Genomic DNA, 17,616 nt, shown 5'->3' on the forward strand with positions numbered 1-17,616 from the left:
CGCCCACGCAACAAAGACAGTTCCCCCGGCGTCATACCAACAGCAAACCGCCGGAAACAACCCTTGCCAAGGCCACATAACAAAGCACTACTAGACCTGTCCGTCGAATTCGTCGAAGAAGCGGCCGGAACGAGCGGACACCCTCTGAGGGTGTCCGCTCGTCGGCCCACAGGCGTCGAGCGAGGGTGCCTTCGCGTCGGACGCGTCAGGCGGTCGCCGCCGCCGGGACCTTCGGGGCGGGCTCGTGGTCGTCGGGCGCCGCGGCGGCGTCCGGCGCCCCCGAGGCCGGGGCGGTCGGGAACTCCGGGTCGGCCAGTGGCGGGACCTTCTCGCCGGCCAGCACCTTGCGGGCCCGGTCGCGGTCGAGGACGCCCTCCCATGACGCCACCACCAGGCTCGCGACGCTGTTGCCGCAGACGTTGGTCAGCGCGCGGCACTCGCTCATGAACTTGTCGATGCCGAAGACCAGCATGATCCCCGCGACCGGCACGTGGCCCACCGTCGACAGCGTCGCCGCCAGCACGATGAAGCCCGATCCGGTGACGCCCGCCGCGCCCTTCGAGGTGAGGAGCAGCACGCCGAGCAGGCCCAGTTGCTGGCCGAAGGACAGCGCGGTGTCGGTGGCCTGGGCGACGTACAGCGCGGCGAGGGTGAGGTAGATGCAGGTGCCGTCCAGGTTGAAGGAGTACCCGGTCGGCACCGTCAGCCCGGCGACCTGGCGCGGCACCCCGAGGTTCTCCATCTTGGTCACCACACGCGGCAGCACCGTCTCGCTGGACGACGTGCCGAGGACGATCAGCAACTCGTCCTTCATGTAGCGCAGCAGTTGAAAGATGTTCAGCCGGATGATCGCCATGACGACACCCAGCACGACCAGCACGAAGAACAGGCTCGTGCCGTAGAAGACGGCGATGAGCTTGCCGAGGCTGGTCAGGGTGTCCAGGCCGTACTTGCCGACGGTGAACGCCATCGCGCCGAAGGCACCGACGGGGGCCGCGTACATCACGATACGCAGCACCGAGAACAGCACCTGCCCGGTCTTCTCGATGCCGGCCGCGACGCCCAGCGCCGGGCGGCCCACGAGCTTGATCGCGATGCCGAAAAGGACCGCGAAGAACAGGACCTGGAGGACGTCGCCCTCCGCGAATGCGCCGACGATGCTGCTCGGGACCAGGTCGGTGAGGAAGTGCCACCAGCCCTGCGACTCGCCCTTGTCGATGTACTCCTGCGCGGCTCCCGTCACGTGGATGGCGCCGAGGTCCGCGTGCACGCCGTCGCCCGGGCGCAGTACGTTCATCACGACCAGGCCGAGGACCAGCGCGATCGTCGTGAGGATCTCGAAGTAGACCAGCGACTTCCAGCCGATCCGGCCCGCGCTGCGCAGGTTGTCGACGCCCGCGATGCCGGTCACCACGGTCACGAAGATGATCGGCGTGATGATCATCTTGATGGCATTGACGAAGGTGTCGCCAAGCGGTTTGAGGTCCTCGCCGGCGGACGGCCACGCGGCGCCCACCACGATGCCGGCGAGGATCCCGGTGAGTACCCATACGTACAGCTGGGAGTACCAGCGCCGACGCTCGGGCGGCGGTACGGCGGCACCGGGCGTGCCCGGCGTGCCGGGGTCGGTCGTCGCGATGGCCTGGGCCACGGCGAGCCTCCTTGGTCGGTCGAGGGAAACGCCGGGGGAACGGCGATTGACCCGTAGAGTGGCGCAGCTCACACCGACCGCTCGCCGTTACGCGCATTACGCGCACGAGTGAAATGTCTGTTCCGGCGGGCTTGCGGCACTTCCCGGGTGTCGGGCAATACTTCGGCCATGGCCGAAACGACTTTCCCGGGCTGCGGGTCCCGTGCGCACTGACGGCACCGCGCCGGGCCTCCCGCGCCGCGCGCCGAGGCGCCCCAGCATCGCCGCGCAGGTGCTGCTGTGGCAGCTGACGCTCGCGGTGCTGCTGATCACCGCCGGGGCGCTGATCGCGGTCAAGGCCGCGGAGGACGCCGCGCGGAACTCGGCGCGGGACCGGGCGCTGGAGGTGGCGCGTACGCTGGCCCGCTCGCCGGGCGTCGCCGAGGCGGTTGCGTCGGCCGAGCCGACGGCGCGGCTCCAGCCGGTCGCCGAGGCGGTCCGCCGGGAGAGCCACGTCGACTTCGTGGTCTTCATGACGCTCGACGGCATCCGCTTCACGCACCCCAACCCCGCACTCATCGGGCAGACGTTCCTCGGGCACATCGACGACGCGGTGCTCGGCCGCGCGCTCACCGAGACCTACACCGGTTCGCTCGGGCCGTCGGTCCGTGCGGTCGTCCCAGTGCCGTCCGGGCCGGACGCGGGCCCCGCCGACGCGCCGGTCGCGCTCGTCTCGGTGGGGGTGACCGAGCGCCGCATCGACGAGATCGTCGGGGACACCATCCCGCTGGTCGTCGCCGTCGCGACCGGTGCGCTCGCGCTCTCGGCCGCCGCGGCTACCGCGGTGCACCGCCGGCTGCGCCGCCAGACGCTCGGCCTCGGCCCGGTCGAACTGCGCCGGGTCTACGAGCACCATGACGCCGTCCTGCACGCGGTGCGCGAAGGGCTTGTCGTCCTCGACGGGGGCGGCCGGCTTGCCCTGGCCAACGACGAGGCCCACCGGCTGCTCGGGCTGGGCGACGCCGCGGAGGGCCGGCACGTGGGCGACCTGGGTCTGGACGCCACGCTCGCCGAGACCCTGGCCGCCGGGCGTACGGTCACGGACGAGATCCACCTCGCCGGGGACCGCGTCCTGGCGGTGAACGTCAGCCGCACCGCGCGTGACGGCCGCGTGCTCGGTACCGTCGCGACGTTCCGTGACCACACCGAACTTCGAGCGCTTGTCGGAGAGTTGGACGAGGTGCGCGGCTTCGCGGAGGCGCTGCGCGCAGCTGCGCACGAGTCGGGCAACCGCCTGCACACCGTCGTCGCGCTCATCGAGATGGGACGCCCCGACGAGGCGGTGCGCTTCGCCACCGGGGAACTCGCAGCGTCCCAGGAACTGGCCGACCGACTGACCGCCGAGGTGAGCGAACCGGCGCTGGCCGCCCTGCTGTTCGGCAAGCACGCACAGGCGGCGGAGCGCGGCGTACGGCTGACGGTGGCCGCGAACGCCGCGGCCGAGCTCGAACCCGCCATGAGCGCGGGGGACTTGGTGACAGTGGTGGGCAACCTGGTGGACAACGCGATCGACGCGGCGGCCTCCGTCGGGGCGCCGCACGGCAGGCAGGGCGCACAGGGCGGGGCGGAGCGTGCGCGGTGCGTCGCGGTGACCGTGGAACCGACCGCCGCGGGCGGAGTCGTCCTGCGAATCGCGGACAGCGGGCCGGGGCTCGACGAGGCGTCCGCGGCACGCGCGTTCGAGCGGGGCTGGACCACCAAACCGGCGCCCGGTCCGCAGGGGCGCGGGCTGGGTCTGGCGTTGGTCCGCAGCATCGTCGAACGCCACGGCGGCACGATCGCCCTCGGCGACGCGGAACTGGGCGGGGCGGAGTTCACGGTACGGCTGCCGCCGGTCACGTCCGCCGTACCCGGCACGCCTCCCGTACCCGGTAGGTCCGCCGAGCCCGACACGTCCGCAGAACTTGCCACGCCCGCCGAACCGCGCAGGCCCGCGGAAATCGCAATGTCCGGAAGACCCGGCGAAGCACGGGAGGAGGAACGGTGATCCGCACCCTGGTGGTGGAGGACGACCCCGTCCTGGCCGAGGCGCACACCACGTTCACCGGGCGGGTACCCGGCTTCACGGTGGCCGGCGCCGCGCAACTCGGAACCGAGGCCCTGCGGTTGCTGGCCACCCGTGAGGTCGACCTCGTTCTGCTCGACCTCTATCTCCCCGACGTGCACGGCCTGGAGCTCTGCCGCAACATGCGGGCGCGCGGGCATCGTGCCGACGTGATCGTGGTGACCTCGGCGCGCGACCTGGACCTGGTCCGCTCCGCGGTGTCCCTCGGCGTCGTGCAGTACCTGCTCAAGCCGTTCTCGTTCGCCGCGTTCAGCGAACGGCTGTCGGCGTACGCGGAATACCGCCGCCGCATCACCACCGCGACGGACGGCGACCCGGCGACCGGGCAGGAGGCCGTCGACCTGGCGCTCGCCGCGCTGCACCGGGCCCCGCAGGCGTCGCCGCTGCCCAAGGGCCTCGCCCCCGCGACGTTCGAGGCCGTGGTCGCGCACCTGCGCGGCGGGGCCGAGACCTCCGCTGCCGACATCGCGGACGGCGTCGGCGTGTCCCGGCCCACGGCCCGCCGCTACCTCGATCACCTGACCGCTCGCCGGCTGGTCCACCGGGAACCGCGCTACGGCGGAGCGGGCCGCCCCGAGTACATCTACCGCTGGCGCGGCGCGGACGACGAGGCGCTGGGAGTGCCGGGCCCCTGAGCCGTCCCGCCCGGGTCCGGTGACCGGCGGCTGCGACCGGATGACCTGGCGCGGCGGGGGCGGGCGGGTCCGCGGTCCGGCGTCAGGCGGCCAGGACCTTGTCCAGGAACCCCGTCAACTTCTCGCGCGTGCGCGTGACCTGCTCGTCCACGGTCAGCGACTCGTGGAACCGGCCGCCCGGTTCGGGCTTTCTGATGCCCCGCACGTAGAGCGAGCAGGCGAGGTCGGTGCACAGGTAGATGCCGACCGAGTTGCCCTCGCGCCCCGCCTTTCCGGCACGCGGGGCGGTCATGAGCGACACCCCGCTGCCCGGGTGCGTCGTCAGGCAGATACTGCACATGCTGCGGTGCAGGAACCCGCGCTGCTGGGAGGGGAAGCGCATGGCGATACCGACGACGCGGCCCGCGTGTTCGGCCGCCAGATAGCTGCGGTCCGGCGCGCCCGGATCTCGCCAGCCGAGGAAGTCCAGTTCCTCCCAAGGGCGTTCGCCGAGATCGCGGGGGACCGCCAAGCGCTGCGCCTCGCCCTTGGAGCAGTTGACGAAGGATGCGCGGATCTCGCGCTCGGTGAGTGCTTTCATGTCCCGCACGCTAACCTTGCCTAGGACTCCTAGGCAAATAAATAATTGATGTAGGTTTTCGGGTGAGCAGCGGGTGAGCTATGGGTGTGCGGCGGGTGCGAGTCGCGCTATCGGACGGAGGAGGAGCGGCGTGGTGCGTGCCGGGCTGACGGCGGAGCGGGTGGTCGGTGCCGCGGCGGAGCTCGCCGACGAAGTGGGCGTCGACGGGGTCACGGTGTCCGCGCTCGCGCGGCGCTTCGGGGTGAAGGACGCGAGCCTGTACTCGCACATCCGGAACCTGCGGGACCTGCGGGTACGGGTGGCCCTGCGGGCCAATGCGGAGCTGGCCGACCGCCTCGAACCCGCCGTCGCCGGCCGGGCCGGACGCGACGCGCTCGCCGCATTCGCCGACGCGTACCGCGAATACGCTCTCGCCCACCCCGGGCGGTATGCGGCGGCACAGATGCCGCTCACCGCGGAGGACATCACCGGGCTGGACGCCGACACGCGTTGCGGAGAGCTGGTCTACGCGGTGCTGCGCGCCTACGGCCTCGCCGAGCCCGACCTGACCGACGCCGCGCGCCTGCTGCGCGGCACGTTCCACGGCTTCGTCACGCTGGAGTCCGCCGGCGGATTCCAGCGCCCCCGGCCCACCGGCGCCTCCTGGGCCGCCGCTGTCGACGCGCTGCACGCCGCGCTGGAGAACTGGCCGCGGCCGAGCCCGTGACGCGGGGTGTCGGCGCCACGCCGAATCCGACTTATAGGTACGTTCAGGACATCAGTGCTGCCGTGATCGAGGAGGCGGGCGTATGGCCGCTCCGGTATGGAAGCCCGACCCCGAGAAACACGACTTCCCGGCCGCCGAGGACTTCCTCGACCTGCTGTTCACGCCCGACGCGGTGGCGAACATCGTGCACCGGCTCCAGCACGGCAAGACCGTCGTCAAGAAGGCGAAGGACGTACTGCGCGCCTCCCGCCTCCCGCTGCTGGCCGAGGACAACCTGCATGTCGCGCACAACATCGACAAGGTGAGCGCGGGCCGCAAGCTCTCGCCGGTACTGCTGGTCCGGGGCCAACCGCTGCTGATCGCCGACGGTTACCACCGCGTCTGCGCCATCTACTACCTGAGCGAGGACCTGGACGTGCCCTGCCGTCTCGCCTGACGTGCGGCCGGGCGCGGCGCGGCGTACCGCGGCTACTTCGGATGCACGCGCCCGAGGAAATCCCGGGTGAGATCCACGATTTCCGCGAGATGCGTCTCCATGGCCCAGTGGCCGGCATCGGACAGGACGTGGAACTCGGCGTCCGGCAGGTCCCGCAGGTACGCGCGACCGGCGGCCTCGGGCATGTAGCCGTCCCGCGGCCCCCACACGATCAACGTGGGCGGCCGGTGCTCCCGCAGGTACGCCTGCTGCCGCCCGAACCAGTCCATCGTGGTGCCCTGGTCGGCGAGAAGGTTCACCAGATTCTCGCGGCGGCCGGGAGTTCCGGCGACCTGCGCCCAGGCGAGCGTCCACAGGTCGGGGCTGACGCGCGCCACCAGATGGTCGGGAATCTCGCCGATGAACTCGCCGCGGAAGCCCTCTTCGTCGACCGCGTCCGCGATCCGCTCCCGGCCCTCGGGGGTCGGGTTGGTCCAATACTCCTTGAGCGACGCGTACTTCGGTCCGTGCTCGGCGGGGTAGATGTCGCCGTTCTGGACGATGAGCGCCGCCACGCGCTCGGGCGCGTGCATGGCGAGCCGCAGGCCGAACTGCGAGCCGTAGTCGTGCAGCCAGATCGCATACCGGGTCAGGCCTAGCACCTCGGTGAAGCGCACCAGGAACTCGGCGTACGCGTCGAACGTGTACGCGAATCGCTCGCGCGGCGGCGTCCCGCTGCGCCCGAACCCCGGGTAGTCCGGCGCGACCAGCCGCCACCGGTCGCCCAGTTCGGGCATCAGGCCGCGGAACTGGAAGGACGAGCAGGGATATCCGTGCGGCAGCAGAAGCACGGGTGCGTCGGCGGGACCGGCCTCCCGGTAGAAGACCGGGATGCCGTCCACGTCCGTGGTCCGGTGCGCGACGGGGACAGGGCGGGTGGTCACGGGCACCTCCTCCGGGTCGGCCGCGGCCGGATTGCCGCCGTCACGGTCCTCGGTGGCTTCGGTGGTCGCGGTGATCAATCAAGGCTCGGCTGCGACGCTGCCCGTCCCGGTCGGATTCACACGCCGCGCGTCAGCGCACGAGGACGGCGAAGCGCGTGGCGGCGACAAGGTCCGCCTCGATGGCGGCCGCGGCGGCGCGGAGCGGAGGCAGCAGGGCCGCCTCGGCCTCGGCGGGGGAGCGGCGGCTCGCGTGCATCGAGACGTTGACGGCGGCCACCGCCCGGCCGGAGGCGTCCCGCACGGGGACCGCGATCGAGCGCAGTCCCTCCTCCAGCTCCTCGTCCACGAGCGCAAATCCGCGCTCCGCCGTGTCGACGAGGACGGCCGCGAGCCGGGTGCGGGAGGTCACCGTGTGGCGCGTCAGCGCGACCGGCTCGACGCGGGCCAGGCGCGCGATGCGTTCGTGTTCCGGCAGGTCGGCCAGCAATACCCGGCCCAGGGAGGTCGCGTACGCCGGGAACCGCGTGCCGACGCTGATCGCGACACTCATGATGCGGACCGTCGGGACGCGGGCGATGTACTGCACGTCGTCGTCGGTGAGCACAGCCATAGATGCGGACTCGTGGACCTTGCCCACGAGTTCGACGAGGTGCGGTTCGGTGATGCCGGGCAGGGTCAGGCCGGACAGGTGCGCGAAGCCCAGGTCGAGAACGCGGGGGGTGAGCCGGAACAGGCCGTTGTCGTGGCTCGCGTAGCCGAGGTGTTCCAGGGTGATCAGGGCCCGGCGGGCCGTCGCCCGGGGGAGGCCGGTGGCCTCGGCGACCGCGGTCAGCGGCAGGGCCACCGGACGGCCCGCGGCGGCGTCCCGGGCCCGTGCGCTCACCTCGGGGTCGAACGCCGGGATGACCGCGAGCCCCCGGGCGAACGACTCGACGAACTCGGGGCCGAGTTCACGCTTCGACGCCCGCAGCACGGCCGCGACCGCCGGCGCCGGATCACCGGAACCGCCGGTCGCGGTGGACGTGGTGGGCCCGGCCGGTTCAGGGGCCCGCATCGGCGCGGCGAGCCGTGCCCGCATCGCCTCGGCGGTCGCCAAAAGCGCGTCGAGTGTCGCCTCGCGCAACGACGCCACGTCGTGCCTGCTGGTGTGACTCACCACGCTCAGCGCGCACACGGTGCGCCCGGCGGCATCCCGCACCGGGACGGCGACCGCGACGAGCCCGGCCTCGATGAACTGGTCGTCCTGTGCCCATCCCGCGTCCCCGGCGGCCGTGGCGCGGTCCGCGAACGTCTCGACGGGCGCGGTGCCGCGCGGCGGCGGTACGGCCGGGAATCCCGCGTCGTCGGGGTCGCGCTCGCGCCGTCGGCGCCACGCGCGCCACGCCGCGTCGTCCCATTCGGCCGCGAACAAGGAGCCGGGCGCCGCCCGTTCGGCCGGGACGAGGTCTCCGATGCGGAACGCCAGCGCCATCGTGCGGCGGCGGATCGCCTGGTGCACGAAGCGCACGCCGTCGGCGTCCGGCACCGCCAGCGACACCGATTCGTCGAGCGCGTCCGCCAGTTCGTCGGCAAGGCCGCCCAGCCGGGCGGGCAGGCCGGTGGCGGAGAGGTAGGCGTTGCCCAGCTCCATCAGCCGGGGTGTCAGCACGACGTCGCGGCCGTCGAGCCGGGCGTACCCGATCCGCGCGACGGTGGCCGCCACCCGGTCGACGGTGGAGCGCGCGAGGCCGGTCGCCCGCACGAGGTCGCCGAGGCTCGCCCGGCCGTCGGCCGCCGCCACCGCGCGCAGCACCGCGAGCCCTCGGCTGAGCGGCCCGACCGCCTCGGTCGGCGGCTCGTCGGTGGTGTCGGCCTGCATGGGGTCTCCGGGGATTTTGTGGCGCGCATGACGGGACGCGACGGTTGACAGCCCTTCGGGGCACCCCGCAGACTCGGGCCATCGCACTACGGTGAACAATAGTTCACCAGGCGAACACAATCAAGGCGGCGCTCGCGCCGCGCCGCTCGGCACCGTGAGGGCTCCTCGACTGCCATGGCTGAGATACGTACGCTCCGCGACGCCGTCGCGGACCTCGTGCACGACGGCGACACCGTCGCGCTCGAGGGATTCACGCACCTGATCCCGTTCGCCGCCGGGCACGAGATCATCCGGCAGGGCATCACCGACCTGACCCTGGTCCGGATGACCCCCGACGTCGTCTACGACCAGCTCATCGGCGCCGGCTGCGCCCGCAAGCTGGTTTTCTCGTGGGGCGGCAACCCCGGCGTGGGCTCGCTGCACCGCTTCCGCGACGCGGTGGAGAACGCGTGGCCGCGCCCGCTCGAACTCGACGAGCACAGCCACGCCGGCATGGCGAACCGGTACGTCGCGGGCGCGTCCCGCCTCCCCTTCGCGATCCTGCGCGGCTACCGCGGCAGCGACCTGCCGACCCGCACCGACACCGTCTCGACCGTCGTGTGCCCCTTCACGGGCGAGGAACTGGCCGCCGTCGCGGCCCTGCGGCCCGACGTCACGGTGATCCACGCGCAGCGCGCCGACCGCCAAGGCAACGTGCAGTTCTGGGGCCTGCTCGGGGTGCAGAAGGAGGCCGCGCTCGCCGCCGAACGCGTGCTGGTCACGGTCGAGGAGATCGTCGACGAACTCGCCCCCACGCCTGGCGCGGTGGTCCTGCCGACCTGGGTCGTCGACGCCGTGGTGCCGGTGCCGGGCGGCAGCCACCCGTCGTACGCCGCCGGCTACTCGGTCCGCGACAACGGCTTCTACCAGGACTGGGACGCGGTCTCGCGGGACCGCGCGGCCTTCACCGCATGGCTCGACACCCACGTGCGAGAGGAGTCGGCCGGATGACCGACACGACTGCCGCGGACACGACTGCCGCGGACACGACTGCCGCGGACACGACTGCCGCGGACACGACTGCCGCGGACGCGACCGCTGCCGACAAGGCTGCCGTCGGCACGGTGCCCGCGGACACGCCGCCGACGCCCGACGAGGTCATGGAGGTGAACGCCGCCCGCGCGCTCGCGGGCGCGCGCACCTGCTTCGTCGGCATCGGCCTGCCCAGCACCGCCGCCAACCTCGCCCGCGCCACCGCGAACCCGGACCTGGTGCTCATCTACGAATCCGGCACCATCGGCTCCAAACCCACGCGCCTGCCGCTGTCCATCGGTGACGGCGAACTCGCCGAGACCGCCGACTCGGTGGTGTCGGTCCCCGAGATGTTCAACTACTGGCTCCAGGGCGGCCGCGTCGACGTCGGCTTCCTCGGCGCCGCCCAGATCGACCGGTTCGCCAACGTCAACACCACCGTCGTCGCCCGCGGCCCCGACCGCCCGGAAGGCCGCCTCCCCGGTGCGGGCGGCGCTCCGGAGATCGCCTCGAACTGCCGCCGCGTGCTCATGGTCCTGCGGCACTCGGTCCGCAACTTCGTGCCCGCCCTCGACTTCGTCACCACCCTCGGCCACGGGGCGGGACCGCACGACCGCGCCCGCCTGGGCATGCCCGGCGCCGGACCCGTCGCGGTCATCACCGACCTCGGCATCCTGCGCCCCGACCCGGCCACCGCCGAACTCGTCCTCACCGACCTGCACCCGGGCGTGAGCACCGACCAGGTGCGCGCGGCCACCGGCTGGAACCTGCGCGTCGCCGCCCAGACCGCCGTCACCGCACCCCCAACGCCCGCCGAACTCCTCGCGCTGCGCGGCCTCAAGGCCGCTGGGAAGAAGGCCGCTCCGTGACCTCCGGCAACGCACCCGCCACGACGCACGGCACCGCACCCGGCGCGGCTCCCGGCTTTCGGGGCGCGGCGGGACTCAAGGACGTCTACATCGTCGACGCCGTCCGCACGCCCATCGGCAAGTACGGTGGCGCGCTGTCCGGCGTACGGCCCGACGACCTCGCGGCCCACGTGCTGCGTGTGCTCGTCGCCCGTACGCCGGACCTCGATCCGGCGCGCATCGGCGACGTGTTCTTCGGCGACGCCAACGGCGCCGGCGAGGACAACCGCGACGTCGCGCGAATGGCCGTACTGCTCGCGGGACTTCCCACATCCGTCCCGGGCACCACGGTCAACCGGCTGTGCGGGTCGGGCCTGGAGGCGGTCGTCCAGGCGTACCGCGCGATCGCCGTCGGCGACGTGTCGGTGGCGGTCGCGGGCGGCGTGGAGTCGATGAGCCGTGCCCCGTGGGTGCTGCCCAAGCCCGAACGCGCGTTCCCGGCCGGCCACCAGCAGATGGTGTCGACCACGCTCGGCTGGCGCCTGGTCAACCCTGCAATGCCGCCGCAGTGGACCATCGGACTCGGCGAAGGCGCCGAACTCATCGCGGACAAGCACGGCATCACCCGCGAGGCCCAGGACGCATTCGCGCTCGCGAGCCACCGCAGGGCCGCCGCGGCCTGGGAACAGGGGCTGTACGACGGCGAAGTCACCGCCGTCGACGGCCTGCCGGGCGTACGGACCGCGCTGACCCGCGACGAGTGCGTACGCGACAACACCTCCCTGGAGGCGCTCGGCAAGCTCGCGACCGCCTTCAAGGCCGACGGCACCGTCACGGCTGGAAACTCCTCGCCCCTCAACGACGGCGCGGCGGCCCTGCTCCTCACCGACGAGGACGGACTCGCCGAACTCGGCCGCGAACCCCTCGCCCGCATCGGCGCGTCCGCGGTCGTGGGCGTCGAACCGCACCTGTTCGGCCTCGGCCCGGTCGACGCCGTCCACCGCGCCCTGGCACGGGCCGGGCGCACGTTCGCCGACCTGCACACGTTCGAGCTGAACGAGGCGTTCGCCGCCCAGGCCCTCGGCTGCCTCGCCGAATGGCCGGACCTGGACCCGGCCGTGGTCAACCCGCGCGGCGGGGCGATCGCGCTCGGCCACCCGCTCGGCGCCTCGGGCGCCCGGCTCGCCGGATCGGTCGCGCACCAACTCGCGGCGGCGGGCGGCGGAACCGGACTCGCCGCACTGTGCATCGGCGTCGGACAGGGCCTCGCCCTCGTGCTGGAAAGGTAGGACCCGGACCCATGACGGCACCCACCCAGGCCGACATCGACCGCGAGATGCGCGCCGCGGGCGACGCGTACGCCGGGCGCCGCGCCGCCGGTTCGGCACCGGGCGAGCATCCGGCCCGCGACTACCCGCCGTACCGCAGCAGCGAACTGCGTCACCCCCGGCAACCCCTGACGGTGGTTCAGGACCCGGACGCGATGGAGCTGAGCGGCCCGGTGTTCGGCGCCGCGGACGTCACGGCCCTCGACGCCGACCTGACCGCGCACCACATCGGCGAGCCCCTGGGGGAGCGCATCACCGTGCAGGGCCGCGTCCTGGACCGGGCCGGCCGACCCGTCGCGGGACAGCTCGTGGAGGTCTGGCAGGCAAACGCCGCCGGCCGGTACGCCCACCGGCGCGACCGCCACCCGGCGCCGCTCGACCCCAACTTCACCGGCGCCGGACGCTGCCTGACGGACGATCAGGGACGCTACGCCTTCACGACCGTCAAGCCCGGGCCGTACCCGTGGCGCAACCACGTCAACGCGTGGCGGCCCGCGCACATCCACTTCTCGGTGTTCGGCACGGCGTTCGCGCAACGCGTGGTCACGCAGATGTACTTCCCCGGCGACCCGCTCTTCGCGTACGACCCGATCCTCCAGTCGGTGACCGACGAAGCGGCTCGCGGACGGCTCGTCGCGAGCTACGACCACGGCCTGTCGGTACCGGAGTTCTCGCTCGGCTACCGCTGGGACATCGTGCTGGACGGCCCGGTCGCCACCTGGACGGAGGACACCCCGTGACCGACCTGACGACAGCCGTCGACGCGGTCGCCGCCGACGACGCGGAGTCCGAGAACGCCGCGAAAGCCGCGACTGCGGTGACCGCCGCGACGTCGCGACTCGCGCCCACTCCGGCGCAGACGGTCGGCCCGTTCTTCGGCTACGCGCTGCCGTTCCCGGGCGGCGGCGACCTCGTACCCCCGGGACATCCGGGAGCCGTAACCCTGCACGGCCGGGTCCTGGACGGTGCGGGCACCCCGATACCCGACGCTCTCCTGGAGTTCTGGCAGGCCGGGCCGGACGGTTCCCGGCTCGGGGCACCGGGATCGATGCGCCGCGACGAGACCTCCGGTGGGTTCGCCGGGCGCGACGGAGTGACCTTCACCGGGTTCGCCCGGGTGGCCACCGACGCCGACGGGCGCTACGCACTGCGGACGTTGGCCCCCGCCGGCGTGCCCTACCTGTCGGTCTGCCTGTTCGCCCGCGGTCTGCTGCACCACCTGTTCAGCCGCGCGTACCTGACCGGCGAACCCGGGTACGCCGAGGACGCCTTGCTGGCGTCGCTGCCGCCGGCCCGCCGGGCCACCCTGGAGACGGTCCGCGAACGTGACGGCGTCCACCGGTTCGACGTCCGGTTGCAGGGCGGCGAGGACGCGGACGGGGGCCGGTACGAGGAGACGGTCTTCCTTGACTTCGCATGAGCCGACTCGGTACGAGCCCCCTTCGCACGGCTCGACTTCGCATGGGCCCGGAGACGTGGGCCTGACCGCCCCGGTCTCCGCGGGTACCGCGGCCGAGACCGCGACCGGCGACGCGGCGTTCCTGCGGGCGATGCTGGACGCGGAAGCCGCGCTCGTCCGGGCCCTCGCGGAGACCGGGCGGGCACCGGCGTCCGCCGCCGACGCCGTGGCGCTCGTGACGGCGGACACCGGACGCTTCGACGCACGCTCGATCGCCTTGCGGGCCCGGGCCGGCGGCAACCCGGTCATCCCGCTGGTCGCGGACATCGCCGCTCGGGTAAGCGAAGTCGACCCGGCAGCGGCCGAGTTCGTGCACCGGGGCGCGACCAGCCAGGACATCGTCGACACGGCCTGGATGCTGGTGGCCGCACGCAGCCGCGCCGTCCTGCTCGACGACCTGGACGCCACAGCGGGGGCGCTCGCCCGGCTGGCCGCGCGGCATCGGGACACCGTCATGGCCGCACGTACGCTCGCCCAGCACGCGGTGCCGACCACGTTCGGGCTGAAGGCCGCGGGCTGGCGCGCGCTCGTTCTGGACGCACGCGACCGCCTCGCGGGAGTCCGTCTTCCCGCGCAACTGGGCGGCGCGGCGGGGACGTTGGCTGCCTGGGCGGCGGAACCTCCGGCGGGACGCCAGGCGGACGGCCCGGACGACGACCCGTTCGGGGGGCCTGATGACGGCACCGGCATGCTGGTGCCGGCGGCGTACGCTCGTGCGCTCGGGCTCGCCGAACCGGTGTTGCCGTGGCACGTTCTGCGTACACCCGTCGTCGACCTCGGCGCCGCACTCGCCTTCACGGCCGGGGCACTCGGCAAGATCGCCGAAGACGTCCTGACCCTGTCCCGCACCGAGATCGCCGAACTCGCGGAAGGCACCGGCGGTGGCTCCTCCGCGATGCCGCACAAGGCGAACCCGGTCGGTGCCACGCTGATCGCCGCCACGGCGCGGCAGATCCCGGCACTGGCAGGGGTGTTGGCGGCATCGCTCGTAGCGGCCGACGAACGCCCGCCGGGCGCCTGGCACGCCGAGTGGGTCCCGCTGCGGGACGCGCTGCGGCTCACCGGCGGCGCGGCCTCGGCGGCCCGCGTCCTGGTGTCCGAACTGCGGGTGGACCCGGAGCGGATGCGGGTCAACCTCGCGCTGACCGGCGGACTCGTCGCAACCGAGGGCCTGGTGGCGGCGTACGCACCGGTGATCGGCCGAACCGGGGCTCGCGCGGCGATCGAGCGGGTGGCCGCGAGGGTGACAGGCGGCGCGGTGACGCTGATCGGCGCGATCGACGACGAACCCGCCCTCAAGGGCGTCTTCGACGCCGACCGACTCGTCGAACTCACCGACCCGGCACACCACACCGGGGCGGCGGGCAGCCTCGTCGACCGCGCCCTACGGCGCCGCCCGGCCGACCGCACCGACGCCCACGCCGACGGGCCCGACGCGGCACCCACCGACACGGATGCCGCCGTGCCGGACCGCGCGCCCGCCGCGGCGCCTGCCAAGCCGCGCGCCGGCGGACCCGCCGAAGCGCCCGACGATCAGGAAGGTACGACCCCGTGACCACCCCCGTGCCGCATCACCGTGTCGACGGCGCCGGAGGTCCGCCGCTGATCCTGGGTCCCTCGCTGGGTACGACCCTGCATGTCTGGGATCCCCAAGTCGCGGTTTTGGCAAGGGCCTTCACCGTCATCCGCTGGGACCTGCCCGGCCACGGCGGGACCTCGTACCAGCCCGGTGGCGAAGTCCCCGCAGAGCCGCTGACGGTCGCCGCGCTGGCCGCCGGAATTCTCGCCCTCGCCGACACCCTGGGCCTCGACCGCTTCGCGTACGCCGGGATCTCGCTCGGCGGCGCGGTAGGGGCGTGGCTGGCCGCACACCACCCCGAACGCGTCACCGCACTGGCCGTCGTGTGCTCGTCGGCACGGTTCGGTGAGCCTGGCCCCTGGCACGAGCGCGCCGCACTCGTGCGGGCACAAGGTGTCGGCCCCGTCGCCGACGGCGCCGCCAAGCGCTGGTTCACCGCGGACTTCGCCGACGCCTCCGAGGCCCGGCGCCTCGTCGACGCCATGCGCGGCGTCGATCCCCACGGGTACGCCGCGTGCTGCGACGCCATCGCCGGGTACGACCTCCGCACCGAACTGCCCCGCATAGCCGCGCCGACCCTCGTCGTCGCCGGCCGGGACGACCCCGCCACGCCGCCCGCGCACGCCCGCGAACTCGCCGACGGAATCGCCGACTCCACGCTCGTGGAGATCGCCGGCTCCGCGCACCTCGCCAACGTCGAGCAGCCCGACCGCGTGCTCACCGCGCTCGCGGAACACCTGCTCGGCCCGTCGCGCGCGCGGGGGACCGCCGTGCGCCGCGAAGTGCTCGGCGACGAGCACGTCGACCGCGCGATCGCCGCCACCACCGAATTCACCGCGCCGTTCCAGGACTTCATCACGCGCTACGCCTGGGGCGAGATCTGGACCAGGCCGGGCCTGGACCGCCGCACCCGCAGCTGCATCACCCTGACCGCACTGGTCGCGCACGGCCACCACGACGAACTGGCAATGCACGTACGGGCCACGCTGCGCAACGGACTCACCCGCGACGAGATCCGCGAAGTCCTGCTGCAGACCGCCGTGTACTGCGGGGTACCCGCGGCGAACTCGGCGTTCGCCGTGGCCGCCCGGGTGCTCGCCGACATAGATTCCCCGACCGCGCGGGCCACCCGCTCCACAGCCCAGGAAGGCACCCCGTGATCCCCGAGCACACCACAGTCGCCATCGTCGGAGGCGGGCCCGCCGGGCTGCTACTCGCCCGCCTGCTGCACCTGCGCGGCGTGGCCTGCGTAGTACTGGAGAGCCGGGACCGCGCGTACGTCGAGCAGCGCCAGCGCGCCGGAATCCTGGAGCAGGGCACCGTCGACGTCCTGCGTGCCGCCGGCGCGGGGGACCTCCTCGACCGCAAAGGGCTCGTGCACCACGGCATCGAACTGCGGTTCGACCGCCGCTCGCACCGCATCGATTTCCCGGCACTCGCCGACGGCGCGAGCGTCACCGTCTACGCGCAGACCGAGGTGGTGAAGGACCTCATCGCCCTGCAACTCGCCGAAGGGCCACCGCTGTTGTTCGGTGCCGAGGTCCTCGCCGTCGAGGGCGCCGACACCGGTCGTCCGACGGTCCGCTACCGCAGCGAGGGCCGCGACCGCACGCTGACCTGTGACTACGTCGTCGGCTGCGACGGGTTCCACGGGGTCGCGCGGCGCGCGGTGCCCGAGGGCGGGCTCACGACGTACGAGCGCGAGTACCCGTACTCCTGGCTCGGCATCCTCGCCGACGTGGCACCCTCGTGCGACGAACTCATCTACGCCCACTCGCCGCGCGGGTTCGCGCTGCACAGCATGCGTTCGCCGAGCGTCAGCCGGCTGTACCTCCAGGTCCCCAACGGCACCGACGTCGCCGAGTGGTCCGACGAGCGGATCTGGGACGAACTCGACGCCCGGTTCGCGGTGGACGGCCCCTGGCGACTCGAACGCGGTCCGATCACCGCCAAGTCCGTGCTGCCGATGCGCAGCTTCGTCACCGAACCGCTCAGGCACGGTCGGTTGTTCCTGGCGGGCGATGCCGCCCACATCGTCCCGCCGACCGGGGCGAAGGGGCTCAACCTCGCGGCGGCCGACGTCACGGTGCTGGCCACCGCGTTCGCCGAACTGCACGACACCGGCTCCACCGAACTCCTGGACGCCTACTCGGACACCTGCCTGCGGCGGGTGTGGCGGGCCGAGCACTTCTCGTACTTCATGACCACCACGCTGCACGCGGACCCGGCGCAAAGCGCGTTCGAGACCCGCCTGCAGATCGCGCAGCTCGGCCGCATCGCCGACTCCCCGCACGCCGCGGCCGAACTCGCGGAGAACTACGTCGGCTTGCCGCTCACACCGCCGGTGGGCGAGCCGACGAGGGAGCCCGCGGCGCCGGTCGGGTGACGTACGTGTGTCGGGGCGGCCTTGTCGGGTCGGCTGAAGTGAGGGCCGGGCTGATGTGTCGGTGGGCCGAGGGGGCTGCGTGGACGGGCGAGTTCCCGTGGCGGCCCCCTAC

At 73.1% G+C, this 17,616-nt stretch carries 16 protein-coding genes; 12 read left to right on the forward strand and 4 right to left on the reverse strand.

Going from position 1 to position 17,616, the window contains the following annotated elements; translation table 11 throughout:
* Positions 1-205 precede the first annotated feature (205 nt).
* Positions 206-1,651 carry a C4-dicarboxylate transporter DctA gene (gene dctA / locus ACWD12_RS33255; RefSeq protein WP_450102674.1) on the reverse strand — a complete coding sequence of 482 codons (1,446 nt, stop codon included), beginning with the start codon at positions 1,649-1,651 and terminating at the stop codon, positions 206-208.
* A gap of 202 nt (positions 1,652-1,853) precedes the next feature.
* Between dctA and ACWD12_RS33260 the strand changes: the two genes are divergently transcribed.
* Together ACWD12_RS33260 and ACWD12_RS33265 are read left to right on the forward strand one after the other, a co-directional pair.
* Positions 1,854-3,677: a sensor histidine kinase gene (locus ACWD12_RS33260; RefSeq protein ID WP_450102675.1), complete on the forward strand. Its 1,824-nt coding sequence runs from the start codon at positions 1,854-1,856 to the stop codon at positions 3,675-3,677.
* Positions 3,674-4,390 carry a response regulator gene (locus tag ACWD12_RS33265; protein WP_358353845.1) on the forward strand — a complete coding sequence of 239 codons (717 nt, stop codon included), beginning with the start codon at positions 3,674-3,676 and terminating at the stop codon, positions 4,388-4,390. The genes ACWD12_RS33260 and ACWD12_RS33265 overlap by 4 nt, the downstream gene beginning before the upstream one ends.
* Positions 4,391-4,472: 82 nt before the next feature.
* Here ACWD12_RS33265 and ACWD12_RS33270 read toward each other — a convergent pair whose 3' ends face one another.
* Complete coding sequence (locus ACWD12_RS33270) at positions 4,473-4,970, reverse strand: FBP domain-containing protein (protein ID WP_358353846.1); 498 nt, start codon at positions 4,968-4,970, stop codon at positions 4,473-4,475.
* A gap of 130 nt (positions 4,971-5,100) precedes the next feature.
* Here ACWD12_RS33270 and ACWD12_RS33275 point away from each other — a divergent pair, with 130 nt between their 5' ends.
* Together ACWD12_RS33275 and ACWD12_RS33280 are read left to right on the forward strand one after the other, a co-directional pair.
* Positions 5,101-5,676 (forward strand): TetR/AcrR family transcriptional regulator, encoded by a 576-nt coding sequence (locus ACWD12_RS33275; RefSeq protein WP_450102676.1) that lies wholly within the window; start codon positions 5,101-5,103, stop codon positions 5,674-5,676.
* An 82-nt stretch (positions 5,677-5,758) separates the two neighbouring features.
* Positions 5,759-6,112 carry a hypothetical protein gene (locus tag ACWD12_RS33280; protein ID WP_450102677.1) on the forward strand — a complete coding sequence of 118 codons (354 nt, stop codon included), beginning with the start codon at positions 5,759-5,761 and terminating at the stop codon, positions 6,110-6,112.
* Between the two features lie 32 nt (positions 6,113-6,144).
* Here the strand turns inward: ACWD12_RS33280 and ACWD12_RS33285 are convergent, their stop codons facing one another.
* Entirely contained in the window at positions 6,145-7,035 is an 891-nt protein-coding gene (locus tag ACWD12_RS33285) for an alpha/beta fold hydrolase (RefSeq protein WP_450102678.1), read from the reverse strand.
* A gap of 130 nt (positions 7,036-7,165) precedes the next feature.
* Positions 7,166-8,893: an IclR family transcriptional regulator domain-containing protein gene (locus tag ACWD12_RS33290; protein WP_450102679.1), complete on the reverse strand. Its 1,728-nt coding sequence runs from the start codon at positions 8,891-8,893 to the stop codon at positions 7,166-7,168.
* A 174-nt stretch (positions 8,894-9,067) separates the two neighbouring features.
* Between ACWD12_RS33290 and ACWD12_RS33295 the strand changes: the two genes are divergently transcribed.
* The 8 genes from ACWD12_RS33295 to ACWD12_RS33330 all read left to right on the forward strand — a co-directional run bounded on the left by ACWD12_RS33295 (position 9,068) and on the right by ACWD12_RS33330 (position 17,504).
* Positions 9,068-9,883: a CoA transferase subunit A gene (locus ACWD12_RS33295; protein ID WP_450102680.1), complete on the forward strand. Its 816-nt coding sequence runs from the start codon at positions 9,068-9,070 to the stop codon at positions 9,881-9,883.
* A 149-nt stretch (positions 9,884-10,032) separates the two neighbouring features.
* Positions 10,033-10,773, forward strand: a complete 741-nt coding sequence (locus ACWD12_RS33300) for a CoA-transferase subunit beta (protein WP_450102775.1) — start codon at positions 10,033-10,035, stop codon at positions 10,771-10,773.
* A gap of 89 nt (positions 10,774-10,862) precedes the next feature.
* Positions 10,863-12,041: a thiolase family protein gene (locus tag ACWD12_RS33305; protein WP_450102776.1), complete on the forward strand. Its 1,179-nt coding sequence runs from the start codon at positions 10,863-10,865 to the stop codon at positions 12,039-12,041.
* A gap of 11 nt (positions 12,042-12,052) precedes the next feature.
* Positions 12,053-12,820 (forward strand): protocatechuate 3,4-dioxygenase subunit beta, encoded by a 768-nt coding sequence (gene pcaH / locus ACWD12_RS33310; protein WP_450102681.1) that lies wholly within the window; start codon positions 12,053-12,055, stop codon positions 12,818-12,820.
* A gap of 77 nt (positions 12,821-12,897) precedes the next feature.
* Positions 12,898-13,500: a protocatechuate 3,4-dioxygenase subunit alpha gene (gene pcaG, locus ACWD12_RS33315; protein WP_450102777.1), complete on the forward strand. Its 603-nt coding sequence runs from the start codon at positions 12,898-12,900 to the stop codon at positions 13,498-13,500.
* 55 nt (positions 13,501-13,555) lie between these two features.
* Positions 13,556-15,094 (forward strand): 3-carboxy-cis,cis-muconate cycloisomerase, encoded by a 1,539-nt coding sequence (gene pcaB, locus ACWD12_RS33320; protein ID WP_450102682.1) that lies wholly within the window; start codon positions 13,556-13,558, stop codon positions 15,092-15,094.
* Entirely contained in the window at positions 15,091-16,278 is a 1,188-nt protein-coding gene (gene pcaDC, locus ACWD12_RS33325) for a bifunctional 3-oxoadipate enol-lactonase/4-carboxymuconolactone decarboxylase PcaDC (protein WP_450102683.1), read from the forward strand. Before pcaB ends, pcaDC begins: the two co-directional genes overlap by 4 nt.
* Complete coding sequence (locus ACWD12_RS33330; RefSeq protein WP_450102778.1) at positions 16,278-17,504, forward strand: 4-hydroxybenzoate 3-monooxygenase; 1,227 nt, start codon at positions 16,278-16,280, stop codon at positions 17,502-17,504. The genes pcaDC and ACWD12_RS33330 overlap by 1 nt, the downstream gene beginning before the upstream one ends.
* Positions 17,505-17,616: the final 112 nt, after the last annotated feature.

Source organism: Streptodolium elevatio, assembly GCF_053592165.1.